Below are 15,462 nucleotides of genomic sequence, written 5' to 3' on the forward strand. Positions count from 1 at the left end.
CGCGCCCGGCGGGCAGCGGTCAGCGCTCCGGGCCGCTCCCCGTCCCCGGCCCTGCCCACTGCCCCGTCGGCGTGCCCGTCGGCGTGCCCTGCGGCGTGCCCGTCGGCGGCACCCCCAGCGGAGCCTGCGCGACCGGCGCCCAGTACGGCGGCGGGTCCTCCTCGCGCTTGCCGAACGCGGCCGAGAGCAGGAGCAGCACCACCATCGCCGTCATCGGCCAGACCAGCAGCGCCCCCAGCGCCCCCAGGTCGATGCTCGCGTCGAAGTGGCCGCCGTCGCCGACCCGCCGGGCCTGGCCGATCAGGTCGCCGCTCGGCCCGAGCCACCGCCCGATCCGCCAGGCCCCGATCGATCCGAGCAGCCCGCCGACGGTCAGCCCCACCGCGACCGCGATGCCGCCGCCGCGCCGGCGGGTCACCAGGAAGGCCCCGAGCGCGGTCAGGATCCCGGCCCCCAGGGCGATGAGCACGAACACCGCGTCGGCCCCGGCCCGCTGCTCGCCCTCGGGGTCGGCGTAGAGGATGCGGTCCCCGTCCACCAGCAGCGGCACCTTCGGCGCCAGCCAGGCCCACAGCCCGGCCACCACCAGTGCGGCCACCAGACAGGCGACCACGACACCGGCACCGACCCGCACCTCCGGCAGCAGCCGCTTCCCCAGCGGAGCCGTCCCCTCCCCGAGGGCGGTGGCACCGTGCGCCGGCGGCGCGAACGGGTCGGGCGCTTCGCCCGGCTCCGCCTGCGCATCGGCGGGGGCAGGATCCGGAGGTGTGTTCGGTACGGTCACAGGCCCCATCGTTTCACGACGGCCACTCGAACGACCCACCACCGTACCCACGGAACCGGGACGGTCCCGCCACGGGACGCCCTACCGCGAGACCGCCCGCCGGTACGCCCAGGTGGCGACGGCCAGCGACACCACGCCCACCCCCGCGCAGACCGCGAGGTCCCCGAGCACCAGCGCCCAGTCGGGATCCGGCGCGAAGGTCCGCGCGAAGGCGTCCACCCCGTACGTGGACGGCAGCAGGTCCCGCAGCCACTGCACCGGCTGCGGCAGGTGGTCCGCCGGCAGCACCCCCAGCAGCAGGGCGGCCGACATCCCGAGCTGCCCGAGCATCGTCGCGATCTCCTGCCGCGGCGCCAGCAGCCCGCAGGCCGCCCCCAGCCCCGACAGCGCGGCCCCGGCCAGCGGCACGACCGCCAGCAGCACCCACAGCTGCCCGAGCGGCAGCCCGAACGTCACCGCCCCGAACGCCGCCGTGGCGAGCGTCCCCGGCAGGGTGAAGGAGGCGTACGCGGCGGCCGTCCCCAGCACCACCGAGGCGGCCGGCACCGGCAGCGTCGCGTAGTGGTCGAGCCCGCCGGTGGCCCGCAGCTTCCCGAAGTACTGGGCGAGCAGGTTCAGCGCGACGAAGGCCACCACCAGGACGCTCGCGCCGGCGACCACCGACCGCGCCTCCGAGGACTGCCCGGCGTCCACCACGCCCCGCATCATCACCAGGATGCCGACGGACTGGAAGGTGGCCACGAACAGCAGCGGGATGCGCGCCACCCGCGCCCGGGCGAGCTGCGCCCGGTACACGGCCGCGAGCGCCGGCAGCAGCCCGGCCGCGGGGGCGAGCGGAGCGGGGGCGGCCGTGGACCGGCGGGTCTCCGGCGGCACCGAGAGCAGTGTCACTTGGCCAGTCCTCCGTGGCGGCCGCCCAGCTTGAGGTAGGCGTCCTCAAGGCTCGGGGTGGCGAGGGTGAAGTCGTCGAGCGCGGCGAAGGCCGGGCCGGTGGTGACGGCGGCGACCAGTTCGCGGGCCTGCTCGGGGGTGGTGCGGACGGTCCAGCGGCGCCCGGTGCACTCGGCCCGTTCGCGCAGCGCGGCGACGGCGGGCACGCCGACCGGCGCCTCGTCCCGCCAGACCAGGTCCAGCCGGACGTCGCCGTCCACCAGTGCCTTGAGCCCGCCGGGCGTGTCGCAGGCGATCACCCGGCCGTCGTCCACCACGGCGACCCGGTCGAGCACCGTCTCCGCCTCGATCACGTTGTGGGTGACCAGCAGCACCGTCGTCCCGTGCTCGGCGCGCCGCCGGTCCACGGCGCTCCACACGGCCCGCCGGGCGACGGGGTCCATGCCGGTGGTGGGCTCGTCCAGGACGAGCAGCGGCCGCTCCCCCACCAGGGTGGCGGCGAAGCAGGCGAGCCGCCGCTGTCCGCCGGACAGCTTGGCGAGCGGCCGGGTGGCGATCGGCTCCAGCCCGAGCTCGGCCAGCACGTCCGCGGCCGCGCCGCGGGCCTGCGCCCGGGTGAGTCCGCGCAGCCGCCCGGTGGTCTCGGCGGCGAGCACCACCGTCAACTCGTCCAGCGCGGTGGATTCCTGCCCGAGGTAGCCGAGCAGCCGGGCAGCCCGGTCGGGGTGCCGCACGATGTCGTGGCCGAGGAGTTCGACGGATCCCGAGTCGGGGCGCAGCAGCCCGGTGAGCTGGCGCACCAGCGTCGACTTCCCGGCTCCGTTCGGCCCGAGCAGCCCGAAGATCTCGCCCTGGCGGACGGTGAGGCTGATGCCGTCGTTGGCCCGGATCTCGGTGGCGGCCGCGCCGCGTCCGCTGCGGTAGGTCCTGACCAGGTCGCGTACGGCCACGCACGGCTGGGGTTCCTCGGGTGCTCGCCCGGCCGTCTCGTTCACGACCGAAGACTCTACGCGCTCATACGGGCGAACCGGACAAGGGGGCCCTCGGGCCGGTCGGGTCGGCTCAGTCCTCGACGACCATCGACCCGCCCGGCACCCGCGCCGCCAGTTCCTTCCAGAACCCGGCCCGGATGGCGTAGCGGTCGTGTTCGTCGATCTGGTCGTCCTTGTGCGCCAGCAGTCCGAAGCGGGCGGCGTAGCGCAGCAGCTCGCCGTCCACCCGGTGCGGGATGCGCGGGTAGTCGGGCCAGAGCACGGTGAGTCTCTCGTTGTCGCCGAGGCGTTCGCTCCAGCGGCGGGCGAAGACCTGGCCGACCTCGTGGGCGTCGCCGCCGATGGAGGTGATGTCCTCCTCGCGGTCGGCCCAGCGCTGTTCGGCGGTGGTGAGCTGGGCGAGGGTGGGCAGGCTGTCGCCGGCGGTGACGGCGGGCTCCGGGGCGGGCCGGTCCACCCAGCCCCGGTCGGAGGACCAGCGCAGCACCGGCCCGCCCTGCGCGGCGGCGGCGTGCCCGTTGGCAGCGTGGCCGTTGGCGGCGTGGCCGTTGGTGCCGCTCGCCACCGGGGTGACCGGGGTGACGGAGGGGGCGCGCCCGGCCAGGTCCTTCGGTGTCGGCACGACCTTGAGCGCGGCCGCGGCCGGCTGCGGCCGTCCGTCGGCGGCGGGGGTGGCGCTCTCCGGGGCCGCGGCGGCTGCCTCGGCGGCGGCCGGGCGGACCACCGGCGGCACCACGGTGGGCAGCGTGGCGGGCGGGGCGGCCGGCGGGGCGGCGAGGATCTTGGCGATCTCCTGCCGGGCACCCGGGGCCGGGAACGGGCTGGAGTGCTCGCGCAGCGAGAAGGACCCCTCGATCCACTCGCGGTCCAGCACCCGCCGCTCGTCCGCCTCGCCGACCAGGTCCTCGGACTGGTTGAAGTCGCCGTCGGCGGCCTGCAGGGCCCACAGGTGGACGGCCACTCCGTGTTCCTTGGCGGTCATCATGCCGGGCAGCAGGTCCCCGTCGCCGGTGATCAGCACGACATCGGCGCAGGCCCGGTTGCGGGCGAGCTCGGAGAGTTCGGCGTGCATCGCGGCGTCCACGCCCTTCTGCACCCAACGCCCCTCGGCCCGGGTGAGCGCGCCCAGCCGCACGGTGACCCGGGGCAGCACCCGCAGCCGCCGGTGCTCGGGCATCGGGCGCCGGTCGGGCGCGGCGTCGAACCAGTAGATCCGCAGCAGCGGCAGCCCGGTCTCGGCCTCGGCCCGCTCGCGCAGTGCGGTGATCAGGGCCGTGTGGTTCACGGTGACCCTGGAACGGGACGGATCCCCGGCGAGCAGGCTGGCGGCGGCGCCCAGCAGGTATCCGGCGTCCACCAGGACGACACAACGGTCCATCGCGCACCTCTTTTCGCTCGCCCTCGGAATCAGTCGGGTGGATCGATTCGGGAACGGGCCGGTCGGCCCGTCGTCCGGACGTGCCGAGGTGAGGGGCCCCCGTCGCCGCCCGATCGTTGGGTCCCCTTTTACCCGCGGTTCGCCCGCCGAACCTCGCCGCTTGTCCCGGTACCGCAACAGCCGCCCCGGCCTGGAGCGAACAGAAGCGAGGGCGGGCCCCGTACAACGACGGGGCCCGCCCTGGGTCACGCGGCGGTGTTCCGGACGGCGGACACCGGTGGTCCGGCCGGTGCGGCTCGGCCGGGGACGCTCAGCCCCTGAGCTCGGCGGCGACCAGCTCGGCCAGCTGGACGGCGTTCAGCGCGGCGCCCTTGCGCAGGTTGTCGTTCGAGACGAACAGCGACAGACCGTGGTCCACCGTCTCGTCCGCCCGGACGCGGCCGACGTAGCTCGGGTCCCGGCCGGCGGCCTGGAGCGGGGTGGGGATGTCGGACAGCTCGACGCCAGGGGCGCCGTCGAGCAGCTCGACGGCGCGCTCGGGGCTGATCGGGCGCTCGAAACGGGCGTTGATCTGCAGCGAGTGGCCGGAGAAGACCGGGACGCGCACGCAGGTGCCGGAGACCTTCAGCTCGGGGATGCCGAGGATCTTGCGGCTCTCGTGGCGGAGCTTCTGCTCCTCGTCGGTCTCGTTGGAGCCGTCGTCCACGAGGGAGCCGGCCAGCGGCACCACGTTGAAGGCGATCGGCCGCGCGTAGACCCTGGGCTCGGGGAACTCGACGGCACCGCCGTCGTGGGCGAGCCCGGCGGCTCCCTCCACGACCTTGGCGGCCTGGTCCTGCAGCTCGGCGACGCCGGCCACACCGCTGCCGGAGACGGCCTGGTAGGTGGAGACGACGAGCGCGGCCAGGCCGGCTTCCTCGTGCAGCGGGCGCAGCACGGGCATGGCGGCCATGGTGGTGCAGTTCGGGTTGGCGATGATGCCCTTGGGGCGGTCCGCGACGGCCTCCGGGTTGACCTCGGAGACGACCAGCGGGACCTCGGGGTCGCGGCGCCAGGCGGAGGAGTTGTCGATCACGACGGCACCGGCCGCGGCGACCTTGGGGGCCAGGGCCTTGGAGGTCGAGCCGCCGGCCGAGAAGATCACGATGTCGAGGCCGGTGTAGTCGGCCGTGGCCGCGTCCTCGACGGTGACCTCGGTGCCCTGCCAGGGCAGCGTGCGCCCGGCCGATCGGGCCGAGGCGAACAGCCGCAGCTGCTCCACCGGAAAGTTGCGCTCCGCCAGGATCTCGCGGACCACGCCGCCGACCTGGCCGGTGGCACCGACAATGCCGATCTTCATCTCCGACTACTCCTCTGAATGGTGCTGTTCACGGCCGCACTCCGTCCATCATGCCTTGTCACGCGGGTGCGGCGGCCTGGCGTTCCACGGTGTGAGAGGCCGCCCGGACGGGCCCTAGTGGTCCAGACCACTGGCGAGGGCCAGCGCGGCGCGGACCTCCGCCTCCCCGGCCGGCAGCAGCGGCAGCCGCACGTCGGGGGTGGGGATGCGGCCCTGGGCGTGCAGCACACCCTTGGTCACCGTCGGGTTCGGCGCGGTGAACGCCGACAGCGCCAGGCCGGTCAGCCGGTGCCCGAGCGCCCGAGCCCGCGCCACGTCCCCGGCCTGCCAGGCCTCGACCAGCTCGACGAACCGGCCGGTCGCCAGGTGGGCGGAGGCGAGGATGCCGCCGGCCGCGCCGAGCGCCAGCATCGGCGAGAGGTACGCGTCCTCGCCGGTGAGGAACGCGAATCCCGCGGGGGCGTCGGCGAGCAGCTCGGCGGCCGTCTGGTCCAGCCCGCCGGTCGCGTACTTGACGCCCACCACGCCCTCGATCGCGGCGAGTTCGCGCAGCGCGGCGGTGGAGAGCTGCTGCCCGGTGCGGTACGGGATGTGGTAGACGACCAGCGGCAGCGGGCTGCTCGCGGCCAGCGCCCGGAAGTGCGCGACCGTCCCGGCCTCGCCGGCCCGGACGAAGGACGGCGTGGTGACCAGCGCCGCGGCCTGCGGCACCCGCGCGCCGAGCGCGGCCAGCGCCTCGCCGACGGCCCGGGTGTCACCGCCGGAGGCGCCGACGGTCAGCTGCGCCCCGCGCGCGGCGCAGGCGGCCGCGGCGACGTCCACCACCGCGTCCCGCTCCCCGGCGGTCAGCGCGGCCGGCTCACCGGTGGTGCCGAGGGCGACCAGCCCGGCTGCGCCGGCGTCCAGGAGCTCGTACGAGAGCTTCTCCAGCGCGTCGAGGGCGACGGAGCCGTCGGCGGCGAAGGGGGTGATCAGGGGGACGTGGATGCCCTTGAGTTCCATGCCCACGATCCTGCGGCGCGCCGATCGCCCAGGTCCAGTTCACATTTCCGACGCTACTCGTAAGCTGAGCCGATGCTCGGGCCTGTGCTCGGGCCGGTGCCCGACTAGGCTGGACCGATGCTGGACGTCCGACGCCTGCGCCTGCTGCGCGAACTCGCCCACCTCGGCACCATCGCGGCCGTCGCCGAGGCGCTCTCCTTCAGCCCCTCGGCCGTGTCCCAGCAGCTGTCCGTCCTGGAGAAGGAGGCGGGCGTCCCGCTGCTGGAGCGCACCGGGCGGCGGGTCACCCTCACCCCGGCCGGGCGCAACCTGGTCCGGCACGCCGAGGCCGTGCTCGCCCTGCTGGAGCAGGCCGGCGCCGAACTCGCCCACGCCAAGCGGGGGCTGGCCGGCCCACTGCGGATCGGCACCTACCCCTCGGCGGCCCGGGCGATCATCCCGGGGGTGCTCGCCGAACTGGCGAGCTGGCACCCGGGGCTGGAGCCGATGGTCACCGAGGTGGACCCGGCGGCCGTCGGCGCGGCGCTGCGGGCGGGCGAGCTGGACGTGGCGCTGGTGCACGAGTACGACCTCGTCCCGACCGACCCGGAGCCGGGCCTCGCGGTGACCCGCCCGGTCTTCACCGAACCCATGTACCTGGCCGCCCGCGTCCCGGGCACCGTCGCCGAACAGCGCGCCGCGCCGTGGATCATGTCCCCGCCCGACACGCTCTGCCACACCATGGCCGTCCGCGCCTGCGAGGCGGCGGGCTTCGCACCCCGGATCCGGCACCAGATCGACGACTTCACCACCGTGCTGGCCCTGGTGGCGGCCGGCCAGGGCGTCGCCCTGGTGCCCCACCTGGGCACGGCCGGACTCCCGCCCGGCGTCGTCCTCACCCGCCTGCCGATGTACCGCCGCACCCGCGCCGCCTTCCGCGCCGGCGCCGGCTCCCACCCGGCCATCTCCGCCTTCGTCTCGGCCCTGCACACGGCCGTCCCACCCGGCCTCGGCAGCGGCACCTGACACCCCCGCACCCTCCCGACGCCGCCCACCGCCGCTCCCCCGACAGCAGCTCCCCGCGCCCCTCGCCCCCGCACCCTCCCCTTCTCCCTCCCCACAACAGAAGTCCCCCGCGCCCGAAGGGGCGCGGGGGACTGCGCGAAGCGGAAGGCCGCTACCCGCACTCGAGCACCGGCAGCCGCTCCCGGCCGCCGCCCGGTCTCACCCCGCCAGACAGCTCGGCCCGAGCAGCTGCTTCAGATCCCCGAACAGCGCCGGGTCCGACTTCACCCGGTGCCGGTCCAACCGCAGCACCGTGGTCTTGTTGCGGCCCTCCAGCCGCACCCGCACCTCGGTGGTGCCGCGGTGGCTCCCGAGCACCTCGCCGAGCCGGGCCACCAGCGGCGGGGTGATCTTCCCGCTCGGGATGTTGATGGTGATCGGCGCCTCGGCGTGGGCGTTCGACAGGTCGGGGACGGACAGCTCCATCCCCATCAGCCTCGGCACGTCCTCCCGCTTGTCCAGCTTGCCGCGCACGAACACCACGGCGTCCTCGACCAGTTGCGAGGACACCAGCTGGTAGCTCGCCGGGAAGAACATGCAGTCGATGGACCCCGCGAGGTCCTCCACCGTGGCGATCGCCCACGCGTTGCCCTGCTTGGTCATCTTCCGCTGGAGGCCCGAGATGATGCCGCCGATGGTGACGATCGTCCCGTCCGGCCGCTCCGCGAGGTCGGCCACCGCGCAGTCCGCCTTGTCGGCGAGCACGTGCTCGATGCCGTGCAGCGGGTGCGAGGAGACGTACAGGCCGAGCATCTCCCGCTCCTGGGTGAGCAGGAAGGACTTCTCCCACTCCTCCTCGGAGAAGACGACGTCCAGCCCGAAGCTCGGCTCGTCCGTGGTGGCGTCGCCGCCGAAGAGGTCGAACTGCCCCTCGGCCTCCTTGCGCTTCACGCCGACGACGTTGTCGATCATCGGCTCGAACTGCGCGCTCAGGCCCTTGCGGGTGTGCCCGAGCGAGTCGAACGCACCGGCCTTGATCAGCGATTCGACGGTCCGCTTGTTGCAGACCACCGACTCCACCTTGTCCAGGAAGTCGGGGAAGGACGCGAACTTCCCCTTCGCCTTCCGGGTCCGGATCATCGAGTCGACCACCGGCCCACCGACGTTGCGGATGGCGGTCAGGCCGAAGCGGACCAGGGTGTCACCGTGCGGGGTGAAGTCCGAGTCCGACTCGTTGACGTCCGGCGGCAGCACCTGGATGCCCATCTTGCGGCACTCGTTGAGGTAGACCGCGGACTTGTCCTTGTCGTCCTTGACGGAGGTGAGCAGGCCGGACATGTACTCGGCCGGGTAGTTGGCCTTGAGGTAGGCGGTCCAGTAGGAGACCAGCCCGTAGCCGGCGGTGTGCGCTTTGTTGAACGCGTAGCCGGAGAAGGGGACGAGGACGTCCCACACGGCCTGGATGGCCTCGTCGGAGTAGCCGCGCTCGCGGCAGCCCTTCTGGAAGGGGACGAACTCCGCCTCCAGGATCTCCTTCTTCTTCTTGCCCATCGCCCGGCGCAGCAGGTCGGCCTGGCCGAGGGAGTAACCGGCCAGGATCTGCGCGGCCTTCTGCACCTGCTCCTGGTAGACGATCAGGCCGTACGTCGGCCGGAGCACCTCTTCCAGGGGCTTCTCCAGCTCCGGGTGGATCGGAGTGATCTCCTGCTGCCCGTTCTTGCGCAGCGCGTAGTTCGTATGGGAGTTGACGCCCATCGGGCCCGGGCGGTACAGCGCCAGGACGGCGGAGATGTCCTCGAAGTTGTCGGGCTTCATCAGGCGCAGCAGCGAGCGCATCGGCCCGCCGTCGAGCTGGAAGACGCCGAGCGTGTCGCCGCGGGCGAGGAGTTCGTAGGTCGGCTTGTCGTCCAGGGGCAGATCAAGCAGGTTGATCTTGATGCCCTTGTTCTTCTCGATCGCCTTGACGGCGTCGTCCATGATCGTCAGGTTGCGCAGGCCGAGGAAGTCCATCTTGAGGAGGCCGAGGCTCTCACAAGTGGGGTAGTCGAACTGCGTGATGGTGACGCCGTCGGTGTGCCGGGTCCAGACCGGGATGTGGTCGGTCAGCGGCTCGGCGGACATGATGACGCCCGCGGCGTGAACGCCGGGCTGGCGGATCAGGCCCTCGATGCCGCGCGCGGTGTCGATGACCTTCCGGACGTCCGGGTCGGTCTCGTACAGCCCGCGGATCTCCCCGGCCTCGCTGTAGCGCGGGTGCGAGGGGTCGGTGATGCCGGAGAGCGGGATGCCCTTGCCCATGACGTCCGGCGGCATCGCCTTGGTGATCCGGTCGCCCATCGCGTACGGGTAGCCGAGGACGCGCGAGGAGTCCTTGATGGCGGCCTTCGCCTTGATGGTGCCGTACGTGACGATCATGGCGACCTTGTCGGATCCCCACTTCTCGGTCACGTAGCGGATCACGTCACCGCGCCGGCGCTCGTCGAAGTCGATGTCGACGTCGGGCATGGAGATGCGCTCGGGGTTGAGGAAGCGCTCGAAGATCAGGCCGTGCGGGATCGGGTCGAGGTCGGTGATGCCCATCGCGTACGCGACCAGCGAGCCGGCCGCCGAACCGCGGCCGGGGCCCACCGCGATGCCCTGGCTCTTGGCCCACATGATGAAGTCGGCGACCACGAGGAAGTACGCCGGGAACCCCATCTGGATGATGGTGTCCATCTCGTACTCGGCGAGCTTCTTGTGCTCCTCGTCGTACCCGTTCGGGAAGCGCCAGTCCATGCCCTCCCAGACCTTGGACTTGAAGAAGTCCGCCTCGGACTCGAAGCCCTCCGGGATGGGGAAGCGGGGCATCAGGTTCTTGAACTTGAACATGCCCTCGGTGTCGACCCGGGAGGCGACGAGGAGCTGGCTGTTGCGGCAGCCCTCCTGCCAGGCGTCGGAGGAGTCCAGGGCGTACATCTCGGCCGCTGACTTGATGTAGTAGCCGGTGCCGTCGAAGCGGAAGCGGTCCGGGTCCGAGAGGTTCTTGCCGGTCTGGACGCAGAGCAGCAGGTCGTGCGCGCCGGCGTCGGCCTCGGTGGTGTAGTGCGAGTCGTTGGTGACGACCGGGGGGATGCCCAGCTTCCTGCTGATCTCCAGCAGCCCGTCGCGGACCCGCCTCTCGATGTCGAGGCCGTGGTCCATCAGCTCCAGGAAGTAGTTCTCCTTGCCGAAGATGTCCTGGTAGTCGGCGGCCGACTTGAGGGCCTCGTCGAACTGGCCGAGGCGCAGCCGGGTCTGCACCTCGCCGGAGGGGCAGCCGGTGGTGGCCATCAGGCCGCCGGAGAGCTCGGAGATCAGCTCCTTGTCCATCCGGGGCCACTTCACCAGCCAGCCCTCGGCGTAGGAGCGCGAGGTCAGCTTGAAGAGGTTGTGCAGGCCCTCCTTGTTGCGGGCCCAGATGGTCTTGTGGGTGTACGCGCCGGACGCGGAGACGTCGTCCCGCTTCTGGTGCGGCTGGCCCCACAGGATGCGCTTGGTGTTGGAGCGGGACTCCGGGGCGACGTACGCCTCGATGCCGATGACGGGCGTGATGCCGGCGGCGGTGGCCTGCTTGTGGAACTCGGCGGCGCCGTACATGTTGCCGTGGTCGGTCATGGCCACGTGGGTCTGGCCGAGGCGCTCGACCTCCTTGAACATCTGCTTCAGCCGGGCGGCACCGTCCAGCATCGAGTACTCGGTGTGGACGTGCAGATGCGCGAACGGCTGGTCGCTCAAGGCGGGGCCTCCGGAGGCTCTGGTGCTGGTCTGGTGGGCCGGCGAACGTGCAGGTCACAGGGGATGCCCTGGAAATGGATGTGGCCCGGAGCGCCTCTCGGGGCCCGGACCACCACTCACGCGTTCACGCGTCTACTTTAGCCCCCTCGAACAGCTGACGACCCAGCCCCGAGAGTCGCGCCGCGGCGGCCTCGCGGACCTCCGGCGCCTCCAGCGGATCGTCCCGCAGGCCGCCGAGGCGGGCCCGCACGGCGGGCCGGTCGGGGGCGTGGCGGACGGCGAGGAGCCGGGCCCGCGTTTCGCAGTCGTCCAGCGACTCGACGTACACCTCGGGCATGCCCGCGGCCCCCATCGCCGCCAGCGCCTCCAGGTAGGCGGGGCGCTCGGACGAGTGCGGGGTCGAGAGCCAGAAGCGGCGCAGCAGGGAGACGGCGTCGGCGGCCCGCGGGCCGAAGCGGGCGAGGTCGCGGGCGAGGGCGGCGGGGCCGCACCAGGTCCGCGCCACCCAGCACCGCTCCAGCTCGGCGACCAGGGCCGGTATGTCGCGCTCGTCGCCGGGGCCCGCCGGCGGGTACGCGTCGCCGCGGTCCGGGCAGGCGTCCTTCGGGGGGTGGTGCGGGGTCGGGCCGTCCGGCGCCGGGGCGGGGTCCGGCAGTGCCGCCCGGGCCTGCGCCGAGCCGCCGAGCGCGAGCAGTTCCAGGACCCGGGTGGCCCGGTGCCGGGTGCCCTCGTCGCCGGACAGGAGCTCCACCACCGGTGCGAGCGGCAGCCCCAGGTCCCGGATCAGGCGGGCGAGGTAGCGGTCCCGATCGTCGGCCGTCGGGTCCCATCGCCAGTCCCAGCGGATGCAGCCGTACACCAGCTCGGCGACCGACGGGCCGTCCTCGGCGGCGATCAGCGCGCCCTGGCCGCGGCCGCGCTGCAGGAGCCCGGGCAGGGTGGTCGTCGGCGCGTAGTGGTCGGTGTGCATGGGGTCCATCGTGCCGCAGCCCCCGGGGCGCGGGCGGCGGGGCGGGCGGTCGGACGGCGGTCCGGACGGGCGGCCCGCCTTCGGATCATCCGTCAATTCTCCTACGCACCAACACCCTTGAGGTGGACCCGCCACTCCTGCTTGACTGGCCGCCGTGACCGACACCACCCCCACACCCGACGCCCCCGACGCCCTCGGCAGCCTCCTCAGCCGCCACCCGGTCGCCAACCGCACCCGGTGGACCAATGCCGCCTGGGCCCTGGCCGTCGGGGTTCCGCTCTCCTGGCTCGGCCTGTGGCTCCTGCTCCGGAGCGGCGACTCCGGCGGCCGGGCGCTGGGCGTGCTCATCGGCCTCGGCGTCAGCGGGCTCTGGCTCGGCGCGGCCCAGGCTGTACGGGCGCTGCGGGGTGGCAGGGGCGAGTACTTCGAGCTCCGCGAGAACGGCCTGACCCACGGCAACGCCCATGGAGCAACGGGGAGTTGGACCTGGGAGCAGATCACCACGATCACCACCCGCCCGGGCGGCGGCACGGCCGGCGCCCTCGCCCACCGGTTCGGCAACGACTACCGCTGCGTCCTCGGCCTGGCCGACGGCGGACGGCTCCGGGTGGACGGCCTGGCGGCCGGCGCCTCCACCCTTGGCAACGCGGTGATCGACCGCTGCCCGCACGCCCGCATGGTCGACCCGGACGGCTGGACCCGCCGGTTCGGCGGCCTGCTGCTGCTGGGCGCGGCGCTCTGCGTCGGTGGCGTCATCGCCATGGTCGGCTACATATCCGCCCACCCGGACTACGAGAAGGTCACGGTGGAGGCCTCCGGCATGGTCGACCACGAGTACGTCCACGCCGTCGACGACGGCACGATCATGCTGCTCGCCCTCGGCATCGCGGCCTGCGCACTGGGCGCCGTCATCCTCCTCGCCCTCTTCGTCCACGGCCGCCTGCACCGCCGGCTCTGACCCGCCCGCCCCGGCTCAGCCACCGTGCGGCCCGGCCGTCAGCACCACCGCCACCAGCCCGTCCGGGTCGGTCAGCACGAGCGGCCCCGCGTCACCGGCGTGGTCCACCACCAGCGCGGTGAAGTCCGGCACCGCGACCACCGCGCCCGCCGCCACCAGGGCCGGCCCGCCGATGCCGACGCACACCGCCCCCGCGTCGACCGCCGAGCGGACCCCGCTTACCGAGTCCTCGAAGACCAGCGTGCGCTGCGGCCGGATCCCGAGCCCCCGGCAGGCCGCCAGGTACGGGTCCGGGTGCGGCTTGCCCCGCTCGACGTCGTCCCGGGTGACGCGCACCCGGAAGACGTCGAGCAGGCCGAGCCCGCCGAGCGCGTTCTCGATCTTCCGCGGCCAGCTGCTGGTGGCCAGGCCCACCGGCACGCCCGCCCGCCGGAGCCGGGCGGCCAGCCCGTCGGCCCCGGGGATCACCGGGTACGGGGCCTCCTCCTCGACGGTGTCCACCTCGGCCCAGATCGCCTTCCGGGCGGCGTCCGAGTGGTCGGGGAAGATCAGCCGGACCGTCTGGTCGCCGGTCCGCCCGTGGACGTACTCCTCCAGCTCCGGGTCCGTCAGCACCCGGCCGTGGTGCCGAGCCACCGACCGCCACGCCTCCTCGATCACCGGCCTGGAGTCGATCAGGACCCCGTCCATGTCGAAGACGACGGCCTCGACCTCGTACCGCGTCCCGGCTTGCGGCTGCATCGGTCTCCCCACTCGGCGCTCGCGCCATACGGTCTGACGATGGTTCACATTCGCCCGGCCGACGGGCCGGACGGTCAATTGGACTAGACCTCACTTCGCAGCCCTGGCCCCTCGCCCGCCCGGCCCACCCCCCGGGTCGGGCCCGGTCAGACCGACTGCCGCGCCATGAAGCCCTCGGCGGAGTCCTTCCAGACCAGGTACACGTCGTCCACCAGCAGCAGGTCGACCACCTCGTCGAGCACCGGGTCGAGCGCGTCGCGGTGCGAGCCGACGATCGGCTCCTCGTGCTTGTTGAACGAGGTGTTCACCAGCGCGGCCTGCCCGCTGCGCTCGTACCAGGCCATCAGCAGACCGTGCAGGAACGGGTCGTCCTGGGCCCGGACGGTCTGCGGCCGGGCGGTGTTGTCGACGTGCACCACCGCCGGGCAGGCCTTGGCGAAGGTCTCGTGGCAGTCGTAGGTGATCGTCATGAACAGCGCCGAGGGCTGCTCGGGGTCCCAGCCCACGTAGCAGGCGGCCGCCAGGTCCTCGGCGGTGATCGGCGCGAAGGGCACGAACTCGGTACGGTTCAGGCGCTTGTTGAGCCAGTCGTTCATCGTCACGTCGGCGGTGCCGTAGATGACGCTGCGACGCCCGAGCGCACGCGGGCCGAACTCCGTCCGGCCGCGGTAGGTGCCGATGACCTGGTCCGCCTCCAGCGCGGCGAGCAGCACCTCGCGCATGTCCTCGCCGATCCGCCGGTAGCGCAGCTCGGGGTAGTCGTGCAGGATCTCCTCCAGCCGGCCCTCGGAGATCGCCGCGTCCGGCCCGAGCGCCATCGAGGGCACCCGCTGGCGCTCTCCGGTCTCCCGGTGGGCCACCACCACGGCGGCCTGCAGCGGCAGCCCGCCGTCACCCATCGGGGGCAACACGTAGGTGTTCCGCACGCCAGTCCTTCCGGCCCGGCGCCGGCTCCCGGTCACGGCGCCGGGTTCCGTCTCGACGTCGGCTCCCGGTCACGGCGCCGGGTTCCGGCCCGGCGCCGGTTCTCGGTCACGGCGCCGGCTCCCGGCCGAGGCGTCAGTCGTCCAGCTCCGCCAGGAAGTCGAGCGACGCCGCCCAGGCGCGCTCGGCCGCTTCCTCGTCCCAGTCCGGCAGCTCCGGGTCGGTGAACAGGTGTCCGGCGCCCCGGTAGCGGTGCACCTCCACCTCGGCCCCGGCCCGCCGCATCCGCAGGTACCAGGCGTTCAGCCAGTCCTCCGGCTCGAACGGGTCCGGCTCCGCGATGTGCAGCTGCACCGGGATCTCGGTGGCCGCGTCCTCCCGCAGGTCCGAGGTGCCGTGCAGGAGCAGCAGTCCGCGCGCCTTCTCGTCGGCCAGCGCCAGGTTCTGCGCCACCGCGCCGCCGAGCGAGAAGCCGGCGTACACCAGCCCGCCCTCGGACACCGGCGCGGCCGCCGTCACCGCCCGCCGCAACAGCTCGTCGCGGCCGCCGAGCTCCTCCTGGAACTCCTGCGCCTCCTCGACGGAATCGAAGGTCCGCCCGTCGAACAGGTCCGGCGTGTGCACGGTGTGCCCGGCGGCGCGCAGCCGCTCGGCGGCGGCGTGCACGGCCGGGCGCAGTCCGTAGGCGGAGTGGAAGAGGATGATCTGGGCCACGGTCGGGGTCCTTCACCAGGGAGGTCAGCTAC

Annotated in this window: 13 protein-coding genes; 2 read left to right on the plus strand and 11 right to left on the minus strand. The window is 73.4% G+C overall.

Annotation, left to right across the window (positions count from 1 at the left end):
• Window positions 1-19: 19 nt before the first annotated feature.
• The 6 genes from ACWDBB_RS14135 to ACWDBB_RS14160 all read right to left on the minus strand — a co-directional run bounded on the left by ACWDBB_RS14135 (window position 20) and on the right by ACWDBB_RS14160 (window position 6,386).
• Entirely contained in the window at window positions 20-784 is a 765-nt protein-coding gene (locus ACWDBB_RS14135; protein WP_449789817.1) for a hypothetical protein, read from the minus strand.
• An 81-nt stretch (window positions 785-865) separates the two neighbouring features.
• Complete coding sequence (locus tag ACWDBB_RS14140) at window positions 866-1,675, minus strand: ABC transporter permease (protein ID WP_449789818.1); 810 nt, start codon at window positions 1,673-1,675, stop codon at window positions 866-868.
• Window positions 1,672-2,670, minus strand: coding sequence for an ABC transporter ATP-binding protein (locus ACWDBB_RS14145; protein ID WP_449789819.1), 999 nt, complete (start codon window positions 2,668-2,670; stop codon window positions 1,672-1,674). Before ACWDBB_RS14145 ends, ACWDBB_RS14140 begins: the two co-directional genes overlap by 4 nt.
• A gap of 67 nt (window positions 2,671-2,737) precedes the next feature.
• Window positions 2,738-4,045 carry an NYN domain-containing protein gene (locus ACWDBB_RS14150; RefSeq protein ID WP_449789820.1) on the minus strand — a complete coding sequence of 436 codons (1,308 nt, stop codon included), beginning with the start codon at window positions 4,043-4,045 and terminating at the stop codon, window positions 2,738-2,740.
• Window positions 4,046-4,355: 310 nt separating this feature from the next.
• Window positions 4,356-5,384 carry an aspartate-semialdehyde dehydrogenase gene (locus tag ACWDBB_RS14155; RefSeq protein ID WP_449789821.1) on the minus strand — a complete coding sequence of 343 codons (1,029 nt, stop codon included), beginning with the start codon at window positions 5,382-5,384 and terminating at the stop codon, window positions 4,356-4,358.
• A gap of 114 nt (window positions 5,385-5,498) precedes the next feature.
• Window positions 5,499-6,386: a dihydrodipicolinate synthase family protein gene (locus tag ACWDBB_RS14160; protein WP_402405270.1), complete on the minus strand. Its 888-nt coding sequence runs from the start codon at window positions 6,384-6,386 to the stop codon at window positions 5,499-5,501.
• Window positions 6,387-6,503: 117 nt separating this feature from the next.
• On the opposite strand from ACWDBB_RS14160, the gene ACWDBB_RS14165 reads away from it, so the two are divergent.
• Complete coding sequence (locus ACWDBB_RS14165) at window positions 6,504-7,391, plus strand: LysR family transcriptional regulator (RefSeq protein ID WP_449789822.1); 888 nt, start codon at window positions 6,504-6,506, stop codon at window positions 7,389-7,391.
• A 198-nt stretch (window positions 7,392-7,589) separates the two neighbouring features.
• Here ACWDBB_RS14165 and dnaE read toward each other — a convergent pair whose 3' ends face one another.
• Both dnaE and ACWDBB_RS14175 read right to left on the minus strand, forming a co-directional pair.
• Window positions 7,590-11,123 carry a DNA polymerase III subunit alpha gene (dnaE, locus tag ACWDBB_RS14170; protein ID WP_449789823.1) on the minus strand — a complete coding sequence of 1,178 codons (3,534 nt, stop codon included), beginning with the start codon at window positions 11,121-11,123 and terminating at the stop codon, window positions 7,590-7,592.
• Window positions 11,124-11,247: 124 nt separating this feature from the next.
• On the minus strand, window positions 11,248-12,093 hold the full coding sequence (locus tag ACWDBB_RS14175) for a hypothetical protein (protein ID WP_449789824.1): 846 nt from the start codon (window positions 12,091-12,093) through the stop codon (window positions 11,248-11,250).
• A 154-nt stretch (window positions 12,094-12,247) separates the two neighbouring features.
• Between ACWDBB_RS14175 and ACWDBB_RS14180 the strand changes: the two genes are divergently transcribed.
• Window positions 12,248-13,051 carry a hypothetical protein gene (locus ACWDBB_RS14180; RefSeq protein WP_449789825.1) on the plus strand — a complete coding sequence of 268 codons (804 nt, stop codon included), beginning with the start codon at window positions 12,248-12,250 and terminating at the stop codon, window positions 13,049-13,051.
• Between the two features lie 15 nt (window positions 13,052-13,066).
• Here the strand turns inward: ACWDBB_RS14180 and ACWDBB_RS14185 are convergent, their stop codons facing one another.
• From ACWDBB_RS14185 to ACWDBB_RS14195, 3 genes are all read right to left on the minus strand, one after another.
• Entirely contained in the window at window positions 13,067-13,792 is a 726-nt protein-coding gene (locus tag ACWDBB_RS14185) for an HAD family hydrolase (RefSeq protein WP_449789826.1), read from the minus strand.
• 146 nt (window positions 13,793-13,938) lie between these two features.
• Window positions 13,939-14,718 (minus strand): carbamoyltransferase C-terminal domain-containing protein, encoded by a 780-nt coding sequence (locus ACWDBB_RS14190; protein ID WP_449789827.1) that lies wholly within the window; start codon window positions 14,716-14,718, stop codon window positions 13,939-13,941.
• A gap of 133 nt (window positions 14,719-14,851) precedes the next feature.
• Window positions 14,852-15,430, minus strand: a complete 579-nt coding sequence (locus ACWDBB_RS14195; RefSeq protein ID WP_449789828.1) for a dienelactone hydrolase family protein — start codon at window positions 15,428-15,430, stop codon at window positions 14,852-14,854.
• Window positions 15,431-15,462 lie beyond the last annotated feature (32 nt).

The sequence above is a fragment of the Kitasatospora sp. NPDC001095 genome (genome assembly GCF_053598615.1).

Coding starts and splice junctions, on each gene's coding strand:
- ACWDBB_RS14150 (WP_449789820.1), bottom strand. CDS start 4,045: ATGGACCGTTGTGTCGTCCTGGTGGACGCCGGATACCTGCTGGGCGCC.
- ACWDBB_RS14155 (WP_449789821.1), bottom strand. CDS start 5,384: ATGAAGATCGGCATTGTCGGTGCCACCGGCCAGGTCGGCGGCGTGGTC.
- ACWDBB_RS14160 (WP_402405270.1), bottom strand. CDS start 6,386: ATGGAACTCAAGGGCATCCACGTCCCCCTGATCACCCCCTTCGCCGCC.
- ACWDBB_RS14165 (WP_449789822.1), top strand. CDS start 6,504: ATGCTGGACGTCCGACGCCTGCGCCTGCTGCGCGAACTCGCCCACCTC.
- ACWDBB_RS14175 (WP_449789824.1), bottom strand. CDS start 12,093: ATGCACACCGACCACTACGCGCCGACGACCACCCTGCCCGGGCTCCTG.
- ACWDBB_RS14185 (WP_449789826.1), bottom strand. CDS start 13,792: ATGCAGCCGCAAGCCGGGACGCGGTACGAGGTCGAGGCCGTCGTCTTC.